Here is a 19,994-nt window from a genome sequence, read left to right as displayed (position 1 = left end):
ATGCACAGCTTCCCCGTCTTCCTCGACCTACGCGGCCGCGCCGTCCTTCTGCTGGGCAGCGGAGAGGTCGCCGAACGCAAGGCCGTGCCCCTGCAAGCCGCCGGCGCCACGATCCGCCACCGCGACGCCTTCGACCCCGCCGACCTGGACGGCTGCGCCCTGGCGGTCGGCGCGGGTGGCACCGAGGCCGATCTGGTCGCCCTGCACGCCGCGGCCCTGGCGCGTGGCATCCCGGTCAATGTCGTGGACCGCCCTGCCCTCTGCACCTGCCTGATGCCCGCGGTCGTGGACCGGGACCCGGTGACCATCGCCATCGGCACCGGCGGCGCGGCCCCGGCCCTGGCGCGCATGGTGCGGCAGACGATCGAGGCCGCGCTGCATCCGCGCCTCGGCGCCGTTGCCGCCATGGTGGCGCGGTTCCAAAAGGCCTTGCGCGCCCGCCTGCCGGACCTGCCGGCGCGGCGAAAGTTTCTGGACGCAGCGCTGACCGGCACGCCCGCCTCCCTGGCCCTGGCGGGCGATGATGCCGGCGCCGATGCCGCGTTCGGCGCCGCACTGGCAGCCGCCGATCCAGCCCCACAGGGGTTCGTCTGGCTGGTCGGCGCAGGCCCCGGCGCGCCCGACCTGCTGACCCTGCGCGCGCTGCGGCTGCTCGGCGAAGCGGATGTCATCGTCCACGACCGCCTGGGGGCCGAGGCCGTGCTCGACATGGCCCGCCGCGACGCCGAGCGCATCTTTGTCGGGAAATCGCGCGCCAACCACTGCCTGCCGCAGGAGGGTATCAACGACCTGCTGATCCGCCTGGCGCGCGAAGGCCGCCGCGTCATCCGCCTCAAGGGCGGCGACCCCTTCGTCTTCGGTCGCGGCGGCGAGGAAGCCGAGGCGCTGCGCGACGCGGGCATCCCGTTCGAGGTCGTGCCCGGCGTCACCGCGGCCCTCGCCTGTGCCGCCGGCGCGGGCATTCCGCTGACGCATCGCGGGGCCGCCCGTGCCCTGGTGCTGGCGACCGGCCATACCAAGGATGGCGAGGTGGACCTGGATTTCCTCGCCCTCGCGCGGCCGGGGCATACCTTGGCGATCTACATGGGCGTGTCGACGCTGCAAAAAATCGCGGCGGGGCTGACCGCGGCGGGGATGCCCGGCAGCACCCCCGCGGCGCTGATCGAACGCGGCGGCACCGCGGCGCAGCGCGTGCTGGATGGCAGCCTGGCCAGCGTGGCGGCCGAGGGCGCGGCCTGGAACGATGGCGGCCCGGCGCTGCTGCTGGTCGGCGCCGCGGTGGGTCGGCGGGTGGTGCCGGCGCGACCAATGCAAGCGGCCTGATTGACCGCGAACGCGCAGGCAACGAGCCTGCGCGCATGACACCTCGCGCCCGTGCCAAGACCTTCTGCGACCGCTTCGGGCTACGCGTCCCGATCTTGCAGGCCCCCATGGCCAGTTCCTCGCCGCCCGCGCTTGCCGCGGCGGTCGCCAATGCCGGCGGGCTTGGCGGCGGCGGGGCGTTGCGGCTGGAACCGGCGGCGATCCTGGATTGGGCGCGGGCGGTGCGCAGCGCGTCGAACGGCGCCTTTCAACTCAACCTCTGGATCCCCGATCCGCCGCCATCGCGCGACCCGGAGGTCGAGGCGCGGGCCGCCGCGACCATGGCCCAGTTCGGCCCCGTGGCCGTTTCGCCGACCGCCCCGCCGATGCCGGATTTCGCGGCGCAATGCGATGCGCTGCTGGCCGCGGGGCCTGCCGTCGTCTCCTCCATGATGGGCGTCTATCCATCCGGGTTTGTCGCGGCGCTGAAGGCGCGCGGGATCGCCTGGTTCGCCAATGCGACCACCGTCGCGGAGGCCCTGGCGGCCGAGGCCGCGGGTGCCGATGCCGTCGTCGCCCAGGGGGTCGAAGCCGGCGGGCATCGCGGCGCCTTCGTCGCAGCGACGGCCGAGGCGCAATCCATCGGCCTTTTCGTCCTGCTGCCGCAGATCGCCGACGCCGTGCGCGTGCCCGTCATCGCCGCGGGCGGCATCATGGACGGGCGTGGGGTGGCCGCCGCGCTGGCGCTGGGGGCGAGCGCCGCGCAGATGGGCACCGCCTTCCTGCGCTGCCCGGAGACCGGCACGCACCCCGCCTGGGCGGCGGCGTTGGCCAACTCCCGCCCGGAGGACACGGTGCTGACCCGCGCCTGGTCCGGCCGCCTGGGCCGTTCCCTCCGCAATCCGGTCACCGACGCTTTCACCCAATCGCCCACCGCGCCCTACCCGATCCAAGGCGCCCTGTCCGTCGGGGTGCGTGAGGCCGCGGCGGCCGCCAGCGATATCGGCCGGATGCTGGCCTGGGCCGGCCAGGGTGCGGCCCAGGCCCGGGCCGAGCCCGCCGCCGACGTCGTCCGCCGCATCTGGGCCGAGACCGAGACGCTGATCGCCTGACCTGCTTCGAAGGGAAACGCCTGTCGTGGACCGCTTCTTCCGCCTGACCGAACTCGGCACCACGCCCCGCACCGAGGCGATGGCCGGGCTGACCACCTTCCTGACCATGGCCTATATCATCGTGGTGAACCCACAGATCCTGGCCGCGGCCGGCATCCCGCCGGGGGCGGCCTTCGTCGCCACCTGCCTCGCGGCCGCCATTGGTTCGGCACTGATGGGAGTGTTGGCGAACTACCCGATCGCGCTGGCGCCTGGCATGGGGCTGAACGCCTATTTCGCCTTCAGCGTGGTCGGCGGCATGGGCGTGCCATGGCAGGTGGCACTGGGGGCGGTGTTCATGTCGGGGCTGCTGTTCTTTGCCGTGTCCCTCGGCGGTTTGCGGGAATGGCTGATCAACGGGATTCCCTTGTCGCTGAAACTCGGCATCGCGGCGGGGATCGGGTTTTTCCTCGGCCTGATCGGGTTGAAGAACCTGGGGCTCGTCGTGGCGCATCCGGCGACGCTGGTCGGCATGGGGGATGTCGTTTCCGCCCCGGTGCTGCTGGGGGCGGCCGGCTTCGTGCTGATCGCGGCCCTGGCGGCCAGGCGCGTGCCCGGGGCGATCGTGACCGGCATCGTCGCGACGGCCTTGGCGGGCGTGCCCTTCGGGCTGACGCATTTCGACGGCATCGTCGCCATGCCGCCGTCGCTGGCGCCGACCTTCCTTGCGATGGATGTGGCGGGGGCGGTGACGCTTGGCATCGCCGCCATCGTCTTCACCTTCTTCCTGGTCGATCTGCTCGACAACGCCGGCACCCTGATCGCGACCACGCATCGCGCGGGGCTGATGCGGCCGGACGGATCGGTGCCGCGCCTCGGCCGGGCGCTGGTGGCCGACAGCGGGGGGGCGATGATCGGCGCGGTGCTCGGCACCTCCACCACCGTGTCCTATATCGAGAGCGCCGCGGGCATCCAGGCCGGTGGCCGCAGCGGGCTGACCGCGCTGACCGTCGCGTTTCTGTTCCTGCTGTGCCTGTTCCTGGCCCCTCTGGCCGTCGCCATCCCCAGCTTCGCCACCGCGCCGGCGCTGATTTACGTCGCCTGCCTGATGGCCCAGGCGCTGAAATCGCTGAACTGGGGCGATGAGACGGATTACGTCCCGGCGATCCTCGGCGCGCTGGCGATGCCCTTCACCTTCTCGATCGCGACCGGCATCGGCATCGCCTTCCTGGCCCATGCCGCCATCAAGACCCTGGCCGGCCGCGCGGCCGAGGTGCAGGGCGCGGTCTGGCTGCTGGCGGGGCTGTCGGCGTTGAAGTTCGCGCTGCAGTAGCGCAAGCGACCAGCGCCTGGCGCAGCGCCAGCGCCAGCCGCGACGGCAGGCGGTTCCTGGCCACGACCAGCGTGACATCCAGCGGGATGCGCGGCAGCAGCGGCCGCACGACCAGCCCCTGCGCCTCGCCTTCCTCCAGCCCGAAACCGTCCAGGATCGCGACCCCGGCGCCCGATCGCACCAGGGCGCAGGCGATGCTGGATTGCGACACCTCGATCGAGATCCGCCCCGGCAGCCCCGCCTCCGCATACCCCGCCTGGATCAACTGCCCGACCGGCTGCCGCGCGCCCAGCGTGATCACCGCATCCCCCTCCAGGTCCACCAGCGACAGGCTGGCCCGCGCGGCGAGCGGATGATCCCGCGGCAGCGCCACGCCGATGTCGGAGGTGCAGAGCAGCTGCGCCGCCACCCGCGCATCGCCGCAACCGCCGAGGATGACCCCCAGATCCGCCTGGTGGTCGGCGACCTGGTTCACCACCTCCAGCGCCGTCATCGCACGCAGCCGCAGCAGCACCCCCGGGCGTTCCAGGCGAAAGGCCTGCACCGCCCGGGGCAGCAGCGCGGTCGCCAGCACCGGCACCGCGGCGACCGACAACTGGCCGCTGCGCCCCGCGCGCAGCGCATCGGCCAGCCGCCGCACGCCCCCCAATGCCGCGAAAGCGCCAAGCAATTCCGGCAGCAGCGCATGCGCCTCCGGCGTCGCGACCATCTGCTTGCGGTCACGGCGGAACAGGCTGAAGCCCAGGCGTTCCTCCGCCTGGCGCAGCATCTTGCTGGCCGCGGGCTGGGTCATGCCGAGTTCGGCGGCGGCGGCGGTGACGCTGCCGGCCTCCATCACCGCCCGGAAGACCTCAAGCTCGCGCAGGTTCAATTCCATAACCGTTTATGTATGGATCGAGCAGTTCTGTCTATTTGACAGCATATTCTTGGCCCTGCATTTTCCGCCGCAACGAAATGATTGCGGAGGAAAACGTGAAGGTTGTCGCCATCAGGGGCTATCATGTCGGCTTCGCGCCTACGCCCGCACTCGGCAACGCCTCCACCTTCATCCGCCGCCGCGACTTCCTGCTGCTGCAACTGATCGGCGAGGATGGGAGTTGCGGCTGGGGTGAGGTCTTCTCCTCGCCCTTCGCGGCCGCTGCCTTCATCAGGGCGAAACTCGCGCCGCTCGTGCTCGGCCAACCGGCGCGGGATGTCGGCCGCCTCTACCACGCCATGCTGGGCACCCTCGGCTACGACCGCCGGGGTGCGGCGATGATGGCGATTTCCGCCGTGGACATGGCGCTGCACGACCTGGCGGCACGCAGCCAGGGCATCAGCGTGGCGCGGATGCTGGGCGGTGCCCTACGCGACCGCATGCTGGCCTATGCCAGCGGCCCCTTCATCGCCGAGGGCACGGATCCCTACGGCGCCTATCCCGCCCAGATCGAGGGGCTGCTGCAACGCGGCTTCCGCGCCATCAAGCCGCGCGTCGGCGTCGCCCCGCGCCTGGATGGCATCGCCATGCGCGCGATGCGCCAGCAATCCGGCCCGGATGTCGCGCTGATGGTGGACATTAACCAGGGCTACACGGTCGGTTCCGCGATCCAAAGCGCGAAACACATGGAGGAAGCGGACCTCCTCTGGATCGAGGAACCGCTCCAGCCCGAGGACATCGGCGGCTACCAGGCCGTCGCCCAGGCCACGCGCTGCGCCATCGCGGGGGGCGAGGCCCTGGCCAGCCCCGCCGCCTTCCGCGACTTCTTGCAGGCCCGCACCTTCTCCGTCCTGCAACCCGACCTGACGGTCTGCGGCGGCTTCTCGGGGTTCCGGCGCATCGCCGCCCTGGCCGATGCGTTTGACGTGCCAGCCATGCCGCATGTCTTCGGCACCTTGGTGAACGCCCATGCCGCCTTGCAGATGGGCGCCTTGCTGACGCCGCGCCGGGGCGGCGGGCCAATGCCCTATCCCTTCATCGAGATCGACGTCACGCCCAACCCGCTGCTGACCCTTCTGGGCCCGATGGACCCAGGCCCGGACGGCACCATCGCCGTGCCGGATGCGCCAGGCATCGGCCTCGACCTCGATCCGGCGCGGCTGGAACCCTGGATGACCGAGCATTGGCGCGTGGCCGCGGATTAGCCACAGGCGAGGGAGAAGAAAAACAATGAACACCACACCAACGCAGCGCCGGTCCCTGCTGGCCGCAGGCTTGCTCCTCGCGGCACCGCGCCTTGCACGGGCGCAGGCCTATCCGACGCACAGCGTGCGGGTGATCGTGCCCTATCCGCCGGGCGGCGCGACCGACATCACCGCGCGGCTGCTGGCGCAGGAGCTTTCGACCACGCTCGGCCAATCCTTCGTCGTCGAGAATCGTGGCGGTGCCGCCAGCATCACCGGCACCCAGGCGATCGCGACCGCGGCCCCCGATGGCTACACGCTCGGCGTCGTGGACACCGCCTTCGTCGTCAACCCGGCGCTGTTCGGCAGCCGCCTGCCCTATGACACGCGACGGGATTTCACCCCGATCTCGCTGCTGGTCCGCGCGCCGCTGGCCCTGGTCGTCCCACCGCAGGCGCCCTGGCAGACCATCGCGCAACTCGTCGCCGATGCGCGGGCGCGGCCCGGCGACATCCCCTTCGGCTCCGCCGGCAATGGCACCGCCGTCCACATGGCGGGCGAACAATTCCGCCAGGCGGCGGATTTCGCATATCTGCACGTGCCCTATCGCGGCGGCGGGCCGATGATCACGGATCTGCTGGCGGGGCGCGTGCAGATGGCCTTCGGCACCGTGCCTGCCATCGCCGAACATGTGCGCGCCGGGCGCCTGCGCGCGCTGGCGATCACCGGTGCTGCGCGCTCGTCGCTGCTGCCCGATGTGCCGAGCATGGCGGAGGCCGGCTTCCCCCAGGTGGATGCCGCCCTGATCAACGCCCTGATCGGCCCCGCCGGCCTGCCCGCCACCGTCGTGGACCCGCTGGCCCAGGCGTCACGCGCGGTGGTCGGCGGGCAGGCGATGCGCTCCCGCCTCGCGGAACTCGGCTTCGATCCGGTGGGCAGCAGCCCGCAGGAGCTGGGCCAGGGCTTCGCCGCCGATATCCCGCGCTGGGAGCAGATCGTCCGCCAGGGCGGCATCACCCCCGACTGAGGCTACCCGCCCACGTTCTGCGGCTGGATCCCCGCACGGCGCGCGGCCTCGCCCCATTTGGTGAGTTCGGCCTGCACGAAGGCCCGGGTCTCCTCCGGGCTCGCGGTCACCACCTCGGCCCCCAGGGTCGCGTGGCGGGCGACCACGTCGGGGCGACGCACCGCGGCGGCGCAATCGGTCGACAGCCGTGCCAGCAGCGCCGGCGGCAGGTTGGCCGGGGCGATGACCATGCCCCAGGTGGTGGCCTCGTAGCCAGGCAACAGCGCCTCGGCCAGGGTCGGCACATCCGGCAGTTGCGGCGCGCGGACGCTGCCGGTGGTCGCCAGCGCCTTCAGGCTGCCCGACTGGATATGGGTCAGGGCGGCGGGCACCGTGTCGAACATGATGTCCACCCGGCCGGCCATCAGGTCCGGATGCGCCTGGGTGCTACCGCGATAGGGCACGTAGGTCATCTCAATCCCGGCCGCCTGGGCAAAGATCACGGGGGCCAGGCGCACCACGCCGCCCGTGCCGGCGAAGGTGACATGCCCCGCCGGGTTGCGCCTGGCATGCGCCACCAACTCGGCCGGCGTATTGGCGACAAAGTTGCGCGCGGCGCAAAGCACCAGCGGCGTCTTGGTCGTCATGGTCACGAAGGAAAAATCGCGCATCGTGTCGAACGGGAGGCGGTAAAACGCGGCGTTGACCGGATGCGCCACCGACACCAGCCCCAGCACATGCCCATCCGGCGCCGCCTTGGCGACCAGGTCGGTGCCGATGATGCCATCCGCGCCGGCGCGGTTTTCGACCGGCACGGCCTGGCCCCAGGCGGCGGCCAGTGGTTCGGCCATCAGCCGCGCGGTGATGTCCGACACGCCGCCGGGCGTATAGGGCACGACGAAGCGCACCGGGCGGTTGGGGAACGGCGCCTGGGCCAAGGCCGGCGCCGCGACGAGGATCGCAGGCGCGGCCAAGGCGGCGCGGCGGGTAAGGATCATGGTGACGTCTCCCGTTGTCGGCGCCCTCTATCGGGGCTTGCCATTGACGGGAGCCTCGCCCCCTCGCGGGGGGCGGGTCAAGCGATCAACCGGTCTGGTATCGCGCCGCGCGTTCCAGAAGTGCCTCGGCGCGTTCGACGATGGGCTTGTCCACCATGCGGCCATCGACCGCGACGGCGCCCAATCCCTTCACGGCAGCGTCCCGCGCCGCCGCGACGATGCGCCGCGCCTCGGCCACCTGGTCGCTGCTGGGGGAGAAGGCGTCGTTCAGCACCGGCACCTGCGCCGGATGCACGCAGGATGCGCCGGCGAAGCCGAAGGCCACGCTGCGCCGGACCATGGCGGCATAGGCCGGCAGGTCGCCAAACGCCGCGAGCGTGCCGATCACGCCATAGGGCGCGACGTCGTGGGCGCGGGCCGCCTGGATGATCTGCTGCTTTGGCAACAGCAGCACATCTTCGGTCGGTTCGCCGCGCAGGGCCGTCGCGTAATCCTCGCCCCCCAGGGTCATCATCACGACGCGCGGGCTGGCCGCGATGGCATGGGCACGGGACAAGGCGCCGGGATCCTCGACCACGGCCAGGATGCCGATGCCGCCGACGGGCATGCCGCGCGCGGCTTCGATCCGGCCGATGAGTTCGTTCATCAGGCGCAGGTGTTCGGGGCCCTCGGTCTTGGTGACGGCCAGCACATCGACGCCGGGGATGACCGCCGCCTCCACATCGCGGACCGCGAGGTCGAGGGGGCGGTTGATGCGCACGATGACCCCGGCGCCGCGTTGGCGCACCAGCGGGACGGCGCCGGCCAGGGCGGCGCGGGCGGCGGGCTTCTGGGCTTCGGGGACCGAATCCTCCAGGTCGAGGATGATGGCATCCGCGCCCCGTTCATGCGCGCGTCCAACGAATTTTTCGACATGGGCGGGGACATAGAGCAGCGAACGCCAGTGGTGCACGATCATTCCTTCACAGCGCCCGTCAGTGACGAGACATAATAGTCCACGAAGAAGGAATAGAAAATCGCCACCGGCAACGAGCCCAGCAGGCTACCCGCCATCAGCGCGCCCCATTGGTAGACGTCGCCGGTCACCAGTTCCGTCAGGATCGCGACCGGCACCGTCTTGCGTTCGGATGATTGGATGAAGGCGAGCGCGTAGATGAATTCGTTCCAGGACAAGGTGAACGAAAAAATGCCCGCGCTGATCAGCCCCGGCACCGCCAGCGGCAGCGTGATGCGCCGCAAGATCTGCAACCGCGTCGCGCCATCCATCAGGGCGCATTCTTCCAGTTCATAGGGAATGGATTTGAAGTAGCCGATCAACAGCCAGGTGCAGAAGGGGATCAGGAAGGTCGGGTAGGTCAGGATCAGCGCGAAAGGCGTGTCGAACAGCCCGAGTTGATAGACCATCGTCGCCAGCGGGATGAACAGGATCGACGGCGGCACCAGGTAGGCCAGGTAGATCGCCAGCCCGACGTAGCCCGAACCTTGGAAGCGCAGCCGCTGGATCGCATAGGCGGCCAAGGTGCTGGCAAACAGCGACAGCACCGTCGCGCAGACCGCCACCAGCATCGTCGTCATCAGCCATCGCGGATAGGCCGTCTGGAACAGCAGCAGATACAGGTGGTCGAGCGTCGGCGAGGTGATCCAGAACGGGTTGTGCAGCCCGTAGTTGTACAGCTCCGCATTCGGTTTGAACGCCGTCACCGTCATCCAGTAGAAGGGAAACAACAGGATCAGCACAAAGCATGCCAGCGGCACATAGAGCATCACCACGCGCCGGGACCGGCTTTCCCAGGCCATGCTTTCCGGTGGGGGTGCCGCGTTGTTGGCGGTGGTGGGGGCGGCCTCAGTCATTGCCTTCTCCCTGCTGCCACTTGCGGCGCGACAGGCCGAAGTAGCTGAACAGTGTCGCGAAAACGAGGAAGGGGATCATCGAGACGGCGATCGCCGCCCCCTCCCCCAATTGCCCACCGGGGATGCCGCGCTGGAAGGCCAGCGTCGCCAGCAGATGCGTCGAATTCACCGGCCCGCCGCGCGTGATCGCGTAGACGAGCTGGAAATCGGTGAAGGTGAAGATGATGGAAAAGGTCATCACGATCGCCAGGATCGGCATCAGCATCGGGAAGGTGATGAAGCGGAAGCGCTGCCATGCGGTCGAGCCGTCCAGCAGGGCGGCCTCATACAGCGACGGCGAGATCGTCTGCAGCCCGGCCAGCAGGCTGATGGCGACAAAGGGGATCCCGCGCCAGATATTCGCCGCGATCAGCGACCAGCGCGCCGGCCAGGCGCTGCCCAGGAAGTCGATGTTCGTGGTGCGCCAACCCAGCACTTCGACCAGCAGGTAGGAGATGATCGAGAACTGCGGATCGTAGATCCACCAGAAGGCGATGGCGGAGAGCACCGTCGGCACGATCCAGGGCAGCAGGATGATCGCGCGCAGCAGGCTCTTCAGCGGCAGGTGGTTGTTCAGCAGCAGCGCCAGCCATAGCCCCAGCGCGAATTTCCCGATGGTCGCGACGCCCGTGTAGAACACGCTGTAGAAGACCGCGTTCCAGAAGATCGGGTCGCTGAACAGATACTCGAAGTTCTCCAACCCCACCCAGATGCCGCGCCGGCCGATCGTGGTGTCGGTGAAGGCCAGGAAGATGCCGAGCCCCAGCGGGTAGGTCAGGAACACCCCCAGCAGCCCGAGCGCCGGCAGCAGGCACGCGATGATCAAAAAGGGCTTGTAGTCGAACAGCCGGACCAGCCAGCCGGGTTCCCTTCGGGCCTTGGTCCAGACGGGTGCGGTGGTGACGGACATGGCGACGTCTCCCCAGGGACAGCCGGGGGGGCGGCGAACCGCCCCCCGGGGTCACATCAGCGGGCGCGGAAGAAGCGGCGCGCCCGGCGTTCGGCCTCGGCCGCCGCGGCCTGCGGCGTCGCCTGGCCGGAAGCGACCGAGGCGCACATCTGCACCATCACGTAGTCGGCGGTGGCAGCGGCGGAGCCCTCGGTGATCGGCCCCTTGTAGCCCAGCCAGAAGTTGCTGTTCATCGTGTCGCGGAACACCGAAACCTTCGGATCGCTGGCCCAGACAGCGCTGGCGGCATAGGCGTTCAGCGGCTGCGACCAATAGCCCAGGTTGGCGATCAGCCAGGGGTCGTACTGCGGGGCCTCCATCATGAAGGTGAGGAAGGCCTTGGCCGCGTTCGGGAAGCGGCTGTGCTTGAACACCATGGCGTTCAAGGTCAGCCCTGCGTTCGGGGCGCTGGACGCCAGGCCCTTCGGCATCGGCGTCATCTGCGTATCCTCGGCAATGGCGGCCGTCGCCGGATCGCCCTTCAACCCGAAGTACAGCGACACGCCGTTCTGCGTGGCCGAGATTTCGCCCGCCGCATAGGCGCGGTTGTTGCTGATATCGCCCCAGGACAGCGTGCCATTGATGAAGGTCGGGTAGAGCTCACGCAGATAGGTCAGCGCATTGACCGTCTGCGGGCTGTTGATCGCGACGGCGCCCTGTTCATCGACCAGGTAGCCGCCATGCGACCAGACCAGCCAGTTGGCGAAGGCATTGCCGTCGCCGACCGCATTGCCCAGCGCGAAGCCGACCGGCTTGTTGATCCGGCGCAGCGCCTGGCACATGCGCAGGAAGCCCGCATGATCCTCCGGCACCGTGTCGAACCCGGCTTCCTTCAGCGCCGAGGTGCGCCAGACCATCGGCCCGCCGGTGGCGCCGAAGGGCAGGCCGATCCAGGCATTGCCCTTCTTGCCGTAAGCCTCGGCCAAGGGCCGCCAGCCGCCGTACTTGGTGCCGAGATAGGTCGCGATATCTGTCAGTTCGACGATCTTGTCGGTGTAGATATGCGGCGCCTGGTCGAAGCCGATGATGATGTCGGGGCCGGCGCCGGTATTGGCGGTGACGGCGGTCTGCTGCGTGATGTCTTCCCAGCCGACGAAATCGACGCGCACCTGGACCCCGGTCTGCGCGGTGAAGCGTGCGGCATTGGCGCGGAACACTTCCTCATCCGGTGCCACGAAGCGCACCGGGCGCAGCATGCGCAGGGTGGCGCCCGGCTCGATCGGCAGGGTCGGGGCCGTGGCCGGCATGGTGGCGATCTGCGCGACCGCGGGGGCCGCGGCCAGGGTTGCGCCAGCCAGTGCGGCCGTGCCGCGGCGGGTAATGAGATGTGCCATCTTCTTGTTTTTCTCCCTGTGTTGATTGGCGTCGCAATTCAAATCCGCTGGCCGTCGGCTCCGAACAGATGGACCAGGTGCAAATCCGGGGTGATCCGCAAGGCATCGCCGGGGCGGCCGTTCACGCGTTCGCGGAAGGCCCCGATCAACTGGGTATCGGCGATGCGCAGGGTGACCTGGGTTTCCGAACCGGTCGGTTCGACCAGCACGATGACCGCGGGGATACCCGCCGGATCCAGCCGCAGATGTTCCGGCCGAACGCCATAGGTCTTGGGCGTCCCCGCCAGCCCCGGCGGCAAGGGCAAGACCGCCCCGCCGGCCGCGTGAAAGGCGCCGTCCCGGGTCTCCCCGGGCAGAAGGTTCATCGCCGGGCTGCCGATGAAGCCCGCGACGAACAGGTTGGCCGGGCGGTCATAGAGGTCGAGCGGCGCCCCCGCCTGGGAGATATGCCCCCCATCCATCACCACGATCTGGTCGGCCATGGTCATGGCCTCGATCTGGTCGTGGGTGACATAGACCGTCGTCACCTTCAGCCGCTGGTGCAGCTCCTTGATCTCCGACCGCATCTGCACGCGCAGCTTGGCGTCCAGGTTGGACAGCGGTTCATCGAATAGGAAGACCTGCGGATCGCGCACGATGGCGCGGCCCATCGCGACACGTTGCCGCTGCCCACCCGACAATTGCCGCGGGTAGCGGTCCAGCAGCACATCCAGCCCGAGGATTTTTGCGGCGCGCATGACCTCGCGCTCCATGACATCCTTTGGCGCCTTGGCCAGCATCATGGAGAAAGCCATGTTCTCCCGCACGGTCATGTGCGGGTAGAGCGCGTAGTTCTGGAACACCATCGCGATGTCGCGATCCTTGGGCGGCAGCTTGTTCACCACCCGCCCGCCGATCGAGATTTCGCCCTCGGTGATATTCTCCAGCCCCGCGATCATCCGCAGCAGGGTGGATTTGCCGCAGCCGGAGGGGCCGACCAGCACGACGAATTCGCCATCGCCGATTTCGACATCGACCCCATGCAGCACCTTGGTGCTGCCATAGGCCTTGCGTGCCTGACGGATGGAAACACCGGCCATAGGCTCAGTGCCGCGCCAGGATCGGCGAGGTGATCGCAAATTGCATGGCAAGCCTACTCCCAGATCGCCCTTGATACCGGGCGTTGCCGCAGGCTAGCCGCCGCGTCGGTCCGGGCGCAATGGGGCGTCTTCAGCCGCGCCCGCGGGTTTGGATCAGAAGTCCAGGTCCGCGTAATGCGCGACGGGCGTCAGGTCGGGCACCCGGTCGGCCAGGATCGTGCGGAACGACGGCCGCGACTTCACCCGCGCATACCAGTGCTTGACCGCGTCATGCGCCACCCAATCGACATCGCCGATATAGTCCAGCGACGACAGGTGCGCCGCGGCCGCGAGGTCGGCGATGCTCAATTCCCGCCCCGCCAGCCAGGGCCGCGTCTCGGCCAGCCAGCCGAGGTAATCCAGATGCCCCCGCAGGTTCTGGTAGCCGGCGCGCAGGGAGGCGGCTTCCGGATGGCCACGGCCCATCAGGCGCTTCATCGTGCGTTCGGTCAGCAGGTTGGCCGTGACCTCATTGCCGAACTTCTGGTCGAACCAGGCGACCAGGCGCCGCACCTCGCAGCGCTCGGCCAGGGTACGGCCCATCAGCGGCGGGTCGGGATAGGCTTCGTCCAGGTATTCGCAGATCGCGTTGGAATCGGGGATGACGAGGCCATTCTCCTCCACCAGCACCGGCACGGTGCAGGCGGGGTTCATGGCCAGGAAGGCTTCCCGCCGGTCCCACACCTTCTCCACCACCGTCTCGAACGGGATGTGCTTCTCGGCCAGCGCCAGGCGGACCTTGCGGCAATAGGGCGAGAGAGGAAGGTGATGGAGAAGACGCATGTCAGGGCGCGGGATGCCACGCCCCGGCACATGCGTCCACCCGCAGGACCCTAATCAGGCCCCCTATTCAGCAGCGACCGCGATCTCCTCCATCGGCCGCTCCAGGTATTTGGCATAGTCCTTGGGAACGATATGCCAGAAACGGCCCCGCTCGGCCTCCCAGTCGTTCAGCAGCCGCGCCGCGAAGCGACTGCCCGTTTCCGCGACATGGCGGGCGATCAGGTCGCGCAGCACCGATTCCCAATGCGCGGACCCCAGGCGGCGCCACAGCAGCGTCTCCGGGTTCACCCGCTTTTCGAAGGTGCCATCGGCATCCCAGATGAAGGCCTGGCCCCCGGTAAAGCCGGCACCGAAATTATCGCCGACCGCCCCCAGGATCACCACCGTCCCGCCCGTCATGTATTCGCAGGCATTGGCCCCGGTGCCCTCGACCACCGTGGTCGCGCCGGAATTGCGGACGGCGAAGCGCTCACCCGCCTGCCCCGCCGCGAACAGCGACCCCGCCGTCGCGCCATAGAGCACCGTGTTGCCGATGATGGTGTTCTCGTTCCAGACGATGTTCGACGACGGCGCCGGGCGGACCACGATTGTCGCCCCCGACAGCCCCTTGCCGACATAGTCATTGGCATCGCCGAAGACCTCCAGCCGCAGCCCCTTCACGCCGAAGGCACCGAGCGACTGGCCGGCCGACCCCCGCAGCCGCACGCTCAGATGCCCATCCTGCAGCCCGGTCATGCCGAACTGCCGGACGATCTTGGACGACACCTTGGTGCCGATCGCGCGGTGGGTGTTCCGGATGTTGTAGGCGAGTTGCATCTTCTCGCCCCGCTCGAACAGGGCCGCGGCGTCGCGGATCATGTCGGCATCCAGCGTCTCCGGCACCTCGTTGCGGCCCACGATCGTGCAATGCGACGGATGGCCCCCGGCATCGGCCTTCACCAGCAAGGGGTTCAGGTCGAGGTCGTCGAGGTCGTCCGCGCCACGGCTGACCTGGCGCAGCAAATCGGTCCGCCCGATCACATCGGTCATCCGCCGCAGGCCGAGCGAGGCCATGATCTCCCGCACCTCCTCCGCCACGAAGGAGAAGAGGTTGATCACCTTTTCCGGGCTGCCCGCGAACTTCTGGCGCAGCGCGTCATCCTGGGTGCAGACCCCGACCGGGCAGGTGTTGCTGTGGCACTGGCGGACCATGATGCAGCCCATGGCGACGAGGGAGGCCGTGCCGATCCCAAACTCCTCGGCCCCCAGCATCGCCGCGATCATCACGTCGCGCCCGGTCTTGATGCCGCCATCGGTGCGCAGCTTCACGCTATGCCGCAAGCGGTTCAGCAGCAGCACCTGGTGGGTTTCGGACAGACCCATTTCCCAGGGCAGCCCGGCGTACTTGATCGAGGATTGCGGCGAGGCACCCGTGCCACCGGAATGGCCGGACACCAGGATCGCATCGGCCTTGGCCTTGGCGACACCGGCCGCGATGGTGCCGATGCCCGAACGCGACACCAGCTTCACGCAGACCGAAGCCTCGGGGTTGATCTGCTTCAGGTCGTAGATGAGCTGCGCCAGATCCTCGATCGAATAGATGTCGTGGTGCGGCGGCGGGGAGATCAGCATCACCCCCGGCGTCGAATGCCGCAGCTTGGCGATCAGCCCGGTCACCTTGAAGCCGGGCAACTGCCCACCCTCACCCGGCTTGGCGCCCTGGGCGACCTTGATCTCGATCTCACGGCAGTTGTTCAGGTATTCGGCGGTGACGCCGAACCGGCCGGAGGCGATCTGCTTGATCGCGCTATTGGCATTGTCGCCATTGGCGCGCGGCTTGGCGCGGGCGGGGTCCTCGCCACCCTCGCCGCTGTCGCTGCGCGCACCGATACGGTTCATCGCGATGGACAGCGTCTCATGCGCTTCCGGCGACAGCGCACCCAGCGAAATCCCTGGCGCCAACAGGCGCTTGCGGATTTCGGTGATGCTTTCGACTTCCTCGATCGCGATGGGCGTGCGGCCCTCGCTGCGGAAATCCAGCAGGTCGCGCAACGCCACCGGCGGCATCTTCCGCACGGCTTCCGAATAGCGCTTGAAGGTCTGGTAGCTGTCGCTCTCCACCGCCGATTGCAGCATGTGGATCAGGTTGCCGTCGAAGGCATGCGCCTCGCCACGCCGGCGCAGCTTGTACAGCCCGCCGACCGGCAGGGTGATGACATCCTCGGCCCAGGCGTGTTCGTGCAGCGCCAGCACGCGACGCGCGATGCCCTGCAAGCCGATGCCGGAAATGCGCGACGGCGTGCCGGGGAAGAATTCCGCGACCAAGGCGCGCGACAAGCCAATCGCCTCGAAATTCATGCCGCCGCGATAGGAGGAGATCACCGAGATCCCGATCTTCGACATGATCTTCAGCAAGCCCTTGTCGACGGACTTGCGATACTTCGCGACGCAATCCTTCAGGCTGGTATTGCCGAACAAGCCGCGGCGATGCCGGTCTGCGATGCTTTCCTGCGCCAGGTATGCGTTGACGGTCGTCGCCCCCGCCCCGATCAGCACGGCAAAGGTATGCGTATCGACGCATTCTGCCGCACGCACGTTCACGCTGGTGAAGGTGCGCAGCGAATGCTTGACCAGATGCGTATGCACCGCACCGACCGCCAGGATCATCGGGATTGGCGCGCGATCGGCATTCTGGTGTTCGTCGGTCAGGATCAGGTGGGCGCGACCGGACCGCACGCCCTCCTCCGCCTCACGACGGATGCGTTCGATGCCGGCGCGCAGCCCGACCGCACCATCGGCGGCGGCATAGGTGCAATCCACCTCCGCCGCGGATTCGCCCATATAGGCGCGCATCGCCGCATGCTCGGCATTGGACAGCACGGGGCTGTCCAGCATCAGCATGTCGCATTGCGTCGGGTCCTCATCGAGGATGTTGCCGAGGTTGCCGAGCCGCGTCTTCAACGTCATCACGCGGGTTTCGCGCAGGCTGTCGATCGGCGGGTTGGTCACCTGGGCGAAGGTCTGGCGGAAATAATGGTGCAGGCCGCGATAATGTTCCGACAGCACCGCGATCGGCGTGTCGTCGCCCATGCTGCCGATGGCCTCGGCCCCATCCTCCACCATCGGGTGCAGGATGGTCTCCAGCTCCTCCAGCGTCATGCCGACGGCCAGTTGGCGGCGGCGCAGCGCCTCGCCCTGGTAGGTCGCGGATTCATCCGCATCGGCGCGCACGATCTCGTCGATGCGCGTGGTCCGCTCGATCCACTTGCCGAAGGGCTTGCGGGCCGCCAGCGCGTTCTTCAGCGTCTCGTCGCCATAGAAGCGGCCATCGGTCAGGTCCACGCCGATGCACTGGCCGGGCCCAAGGCGCCCCTTCTCCAGCACCGCATCCTCGGCGACCTTCACCATCCCGGTTTCGGAGCCGACGATCAGCAGCCCATTCGCTGTCACCGTGTAGCGCATCGGGCGCAGCCCGTTGCGATCCAACCCCGCGATCACCCACTTGCCGTCGGTCGCGGCGATCGCCGCCGGACCGTCCCAGGGCTCCATCACCGCGTTGCAATACAGGAACAGGTCGCGGTGTTCCTGCGACATGGTGGCGTTGTTGCCCAGGCTTTCGGGGATCAGCATGGCCTTGGCCATGGGCGCATCGCGCCCGCCGCGCACCAGCAGCTCGAAGACCGCATCGAGGGTGGCGGTATCCGAACTGCCCGCCTGCACCACCGGCTTGATGTCGGCCATGTGGGCGTCGAGCAGCGGATGCGAGAGCCTGGTCTCGTGGCTCTTCATCCAGTTGACGTTGCCATGCAGCGTGTTGATCTCGCCATTGTGGGCCAACATGCGGAACGGCTGCGCCAGCTTCCAGGTCGGGAAGGTATTGGTCGAATAGCGCTGGTGGTAGATGGCGAAGCGGCTGACAAAGCGCGGATCGACCAGGTCGGGGTAGAAGGCGGTCAGGCTCTCGGCCAGGAACATGCCCTTGTAGATCAGCGACCGCGCCGACAGCGAACAGACGTAGAAGGACGGCACCTCGGCCGCGATGGCTTCCTTCTCGATCCGCCGGCGGATCACATACAGGTCGCGCTCATACTCATCCTCGGTCACGCCGCGCGGATCCCAGATCAGGATCTGCTCGATCTCCGGCCGCGTCGCATTGGCCTTCTCGCCGATCACCGAGGCGTCGATCGGCACCTGGCGCCAGCCGTAGATGGCATAGCCGCCGTTCAGGATTTCGGTCTCGACGATCTGCCGGCAGCGCTCCTGCGCGCCCAGATCGGTCTTGGGCATGAAGATCATGCCGACGCCGATGCGGCCCGGGCGCAGCTTGTCGCCGCCGAGGCGCACGGCATCGGCGAAGAAATCCTGCGGGATCTCGATATGGATGCCCGCACCGTCGCCGGTCTTGCCATCGGCATCGACCGCGCCGCGGTGCCACACCGCCTTCAGCGCATTGATGCCGGCTTCCACGACATCACGCCGCGGCTGCCCGTCCAGGCTGGCGACCAGCCCGACGCCGCAGGCATCGTGCTCCAGCAGGTCGATATGCGCCTCGTTCGTCAGTCGCGCGAGGTCCGCCTCATAGGTCGCGACAAACTCGGAACCGGTCTGTTCGGTCATGTCGGTCACTCCGCCGCCACGGCTGCCGCGGCAGCCACATAGGATTGGATTTGCGTCGCCGCATCGCGGCCGTCCTTGATGCCCCAGACCACCAGCGAGGCACCGCGCACGATGTCCCCGGCGGCAAAAACGCCCGGCAGGTTGGTCATCATGGTCTTGCGGTCGACCCGCAGCGTGCCCCAGCGCGACACGCCCAGGCCCGGCTCGTCGAACATCGCCGGCAAGTCCTCGGGGTCGAAGCCCAGCGCCTTGATCACCAGCCCGGCCGGGATCGTGTGGCTGCTGCCCGCGATCGGTTCCACCTGCTGGCGGCCGGTCGCATCCGGCAAGCCCAGGTGCATCCTGGCCGCCCGCACGCCGGTCACCTGGCCCTCGCCGACAAAGGCTTCCGGCGAGTTCAACCAGAGGAAGCGCACGCCCTCCTCCTCGGCGTTCGAAACCTCACGCATGCTGCCCGGCATGTTCGCGCGGTCGCGGCGATACAGGCAGGACACGGACTTGGCGCCCTGGCGCACCGCGGTGCGGACGCAATCCATCGCCGTGTCGCCGCCGCCGATCACCACCACGTCGCGCCCGGCCGCATCCAATGCGCCGCTGTCGAAATCGGCCACCGCATCGCCCAGCCCCTTGCGGTTGCTGGCGGTCAGGTAGTCCAGCGCGGGCACGATCCCGCCCAGCCCGCTGCCCGGGGCCTGGATGTCGCGCGCCTTGTAGACACCCGTCGCGATCAGCACCGCGTCATGCTTGTCGCGCAGCGCCTGGAAGGAGATGTCGCGGCCGATATCGACCCCGAGTTCGAAGGTGATCCCGGCCTCGGCATATTGCGCGTGGCGGCGCAGGACGACGTCCTTCTCCAGCTTGAAGTTCGGGATGCCGTAGATCATCAGCCCGCCGACGCGATCGTAACGGTCATAGACCGTGACCTGCCAGCCGCGCTTGCGCAGCACCTCGGCACAGGCCAGCCCGGCAGGCCCGGCACCGATGATGCCGACGCTTTCCGTGCGCTCGTGGCGCGGCTTGGGCGGCTTGATCCAGCCGCGTTCCCAGGCGGTATCGGTGATGTATTTCTCCACCGCGCCGATCGTGACGCTGTCAAACCCCTTTTCGATCACGCAATTGCCTTCGCACAGGCGATCCTGCGGGCAGACGCGGCCGCAGACCTCGGGGAAGGTGTTGGTGGCGGAGACGACCTCATAGGCCTCCTCCAACCGCCCCTCGGCGGTCAGCTTCAGCCAGTCGGGGATATTGTTGTTCAGCGGGCAATGCACCTGGCAGAAGGGCACGCCGCATTGGCTGCACCGGCTGGCCTGTTCGGCCGCGCGCTCGGTCGTGAAGCGGGCGTAGATCTCGTCGAAATCCTCGCGCCGCAGGTCGGCCTTGCGCTTTTCGGGCGTGCGCTGCGGGGTGGAGACAAATTGCAGCATGCGGTCGGCCATCGCGACACTCCTTACCGGCGCCCGTGCGTCATCTGCCGCAGGGGATCCCCTTCGCTGT

15 protein-coding genes are annotated in these 19,994 nt (G+C 68.6%); 5 read left to right on the top strand and 10 right to left on the bottom strand.

All coding sequences use genetic code 11. The features are described 5' to 3' along the window. From cysG to ACQW02_RS08825, 3 genes are read left to right on the top strand one after another with little or no spacing between them, the layout of a single operon-like run. Complete coding sequence (cysG, locus tag ACQW02_RS08835; protein ID WP_431284901.1) at positions 1 to 1,323, top strand: siroheme synthase CysG; 1,323 nt, start codon at positions 1 to 3, stop codon at positions 1,321 to 1,323. 35 nt (positions 1,324 to 1,358) lie between these two features. Further along, positions 1,359 to 2,414, top strand: a complete 1,056-nt coding sequence (locus ACQW02_RS08830) for an NAD(P)H-dependent flavin oxidoreductase (protein ID WP_431284900.1) — start codon at positions 1,359 to 1,361, stop codon at positions 2,412 to 2,414. A gap of 25 nt (positions 2,415 to 2,439) precedes the next feature. Next, positions 2,440 to 3,726, top strand: a complete 1,287-nt coding sequence (locus ACQW02_RS08825; protein WP_431284899.1) for an NCS2 family permease — start codon at positions 2,440 to 2,442, stop codon at positions 3,724 to 3,726. Here ACQW02_RS08825 and ACQW02_RS08820 read toward each other — a convergent pair. Beyond that, positions 3,638 to 4,597, bottom strand: a complete 960-nt coding sequence (locus ACQW02_RS08820; protein ID WP_431284898.1) for a LysR family transcriptional regulator — start codon at positions 4,595 to 4,597, stop codon at positions 3,638 to 3,640. The genes ACQW02_RS08825 and ACQW02_RS08820 overlap by 89 nt on opposite strands. Positions 4,598 to 4,698: 101 nt before the next feature. On the opposite strand from ACQW02_RS08820, the gene ACQW02_RS08815 reads away from it, so the two are divergent. Both ACQW02_RS08815 and ACQW02_RS08810 read left to right on the top strand, forming a co-directional pair. Continuing rightward, the gene (locus tag ACQW02_RS08815; RefSeq protein WP_431284897.1) at positions 4,699 to 5,847 is read left to right on the top strand and encodes a mandelate racemase/muconate lactonizing enzyme family protein; all 1,149 of its coding nucleotides are present in this window, start codon (positions 4,699 to 4,701) and stop codon (positions 5,845 to 5,847) included. A 25-nt stretch (positions 5,848 to 5,872) separates the two neighbouring features. Next, entirely contained in the window at positions 5,873 to 6,853 is a 981-nt protein-coding gene (locus tag ACQW02_RS08810) for a tripartite tricarboxylate transporter substrate binding protein (protein WP_431284896.1), read from the top strand. Positions 6,854 to 6,855: 2 nt separating this feature from the next. On the opposite strand, the gene ACQW02_RS08805 is transcribed toward ACQW02_RS08810, so the two are convergent. The 9 genes from ACQW02_RS08805 to ACQW02_RS08765 all read right to left on the bottom strand — a co-directional run bounded on the left by ACQW02_RS08805 (position 6,856) and on the right by ACQW02_RS08765 (position 19,936). Beyond that, positions 6,856 to 7,830: a Bug family tripartite tricarboxylate transporter substrate binding protein gene (locus ACQW02_RS08805; RefSeq protein WP_431284895.1), complete on the bottom strand. Its 975-nt coding sequence runs from the start codon at positions 7,828 to 7,830 to the stop codon at positions 6,856 to 6,858. Between the two features lie 85 nt (positions 7,831 to 7,915). Then, complete coding sequence (locus ACQW02_RS08800) at positions 7,916 to 8,782, bottom strand: HpcH/HpaI aldolase/citrate lyase family protein (protein ID WP_431284894.1); 867 nt, start codon at positions 8,780 to 8,782, stop codon at positions 7,916 to 7,918. A gap of 2 nt (positions 8,783 to 8,784) precedes the next feature. Next, positions 8,785 to 9,681 (bottom strand): carbohydrate ABC transporter permease, encoded by an 897-nt coding sequence (locus tag ACQW02_RS08795; protein ID WP_431284893.1) that lies wholly within the window; start codon positions 9,679 to 9,681, stop codon positions 8,785 to 8,787. Beyond that, the gene (locus tag ACQW02_RS08790; protein ID WP_431284892.1) at positions 9,674 to 10,630 is read right to left on the bottom strand and encodes a carbohydrate ABC transporter permease; all 957 of its coding nucleotides are present in this window, start codon (positions 10,628 to 10,630) and stop codon (positions 9,674 to 9,676) included. The genes ACQW02_RS08795 and ACQW02_RS08790 overlap by 8 nt, the downstream gene beginning before the upstream one ends. Before the next feature lie 56 nt (positions 10,631 to 10,686). Next, a complete protein-coding gene (locus ACQW02_RS08785; RefSeq protein WP_431284891.1) occupies positions 10,687 to 12,003 on the bottom strand; it encodes an ABC transporter substrate-binding protein in 1,317 nt (438 codons plus the stop codon). Positions 12,004 to 12,041: 38 nt separating this feature from the next. Continuing rightward, positions 12,042 to 13,082 (bottom strand): ABC transporter ATP-binding protein, encoded by a 1,041-nt coding sequence (locus ACQW02_RS08780; protein WP_431284890.1) that lies wholly within the window; start codon positions 13,080 to 13,082, stop codon positions 12,042 to 12,044. A gap of 153 nt (positions 13,083 to 13,235) precedes the next feature. Then, positions 13,236 to 13,904 carry a glutathione S-transferase family protein gene (locus ACQW02_RS08775; RefSeq protein ID WP_431284889.1) on the bottom strand — a complete coding sequence of 223 codons (669 nt, stop codon included), beginning with the start codon at positions 13,902 to 13,904 and terminating at the stop codon, positions 13,236 to 13,238. Positions 13,905 to 13,967: 63 nt separating this feature from the next. Further along, complete coding sequence (gltB, locus tag ACQW02_RS08770; RefSeq protein WP_431284888.1) at positions 13,968 to 18,500, bottom strand: glutamate synthase large subunit; 4,533 nt, start codon at positions 18,498 to 18,500, stop codon at positions 13,968 to 13,970. Between the two features lie 5 nt (positions 18,501 to 18,505). Next, the gene (locus tag ACQW02_RS08765) at positions 18,506 to 19,936 is read right to left on the bottom strand and encodes an NAD(P)-dependent oxidoreductase (protein ID WP_431284887.1); all 1,431 of its coding nucleotides are present in this window, start codon (positions 19,934 to 19,936) and stop codon (positions 18,506 to 18,508) included. Between the last annotated feature and the right edge of the window lie 58 nt (positions 19,937 to 19,994).

This window comes from Humitalea sp. 24SJ18S-53 (assembly GCF_050632385.1).
Lineage (GTDB): Bacteria > Pseudomonadota > Alphaproteobacteria > Acetobacterales > Acetobacteraceae > Humitalea.
Note: the sequence above shows the minus strand (reverse complement) of the source record. Positions and strands in the feature narration are given on the sequence as shown.

Excerpts from the sequence above, each read along its gene's own strand:
- ACQW02_RS08780 (WP_431284890.1), bottom strand. The coding sequence starts at position 13,082 with ATGGCCGGTGTTTCCATCCGTCAGGCACGCAAGGCCTATGGCAGCACC.
- gltB (WP_431284888.1), bottom strand. The coding sequence starts at position 18,500 with ATGACCGAACAGACCGGTTCCGAGTTTGTCGCGACCTATGAGGCGGAC.
- ACQW02_RS08785 (WP_431284891.1), bottom strand. The coding sequence starts at position 12,003 with ATGGCACATCTCATTACCCGCCGCGGCACGGCCGCACTGGCTGGCGCA.
- ACQW02_RS08765 (WP_431284887.1), bottom strand. The coding sequence starts at position 19,936 with ATGGCCGACCGCATGCTGCAATTTGTCTCCACCCCGCAGCGCACGCCC.
- ACQW02_RS08790 (WP_431284892.1), bottom strand. The coding sequence starts at position 10,630 with ATGTCCGTCACCACCGCACCCGTCTGGACCAAGGCCCGAAGGGAACCC.
- ACQW02_RS08795 (WP_431284893.1), bottom strand. The coding sequence starts at position 9,681 with ATGACTGAGGCCGCCCCCACCACCGCCAACAACGCGGCACCCCCACCG.
- ACQW02_RS08805 (WP_431284895.1), bottom strand. The coding sequence starts at position 7,830 with ATGATCCTTACCCGCCGCGCCGCCTTGGCCGCGCCTGCGATCCTCGTC.
- ACQW02_RS08830 (WP_431284900.1), top strand. The coding sequence starts at position 1,359 with ATGACACCTCGCGCCCGTGCCAAGACCTTCTGCGACCGCTTCGGGCTA.
- ACQW02_RS08775 (WP_431284889.1), bottom strand. The coding sequence starts at position 13,904 with ATGCGTCTTCTCCATCACCTTCCTCTCTCGCCCTATTGCCGCAAGGTC.
- cysG (WP_431284901.1), top strand. The coding sequence starts at position 1 with ATGCACAGCTTCCCCGTCTTCCTCGACCTACGCGGCCGCGCCGTCCTT.
- ACQW02_RS08810 (WP_431284896.1), top strand. The coding sequence starts at position 5,873 with ATGAACACCACACCAACGCAGCGCCGGTCCCTGCTGGCCGCAGGCTTG.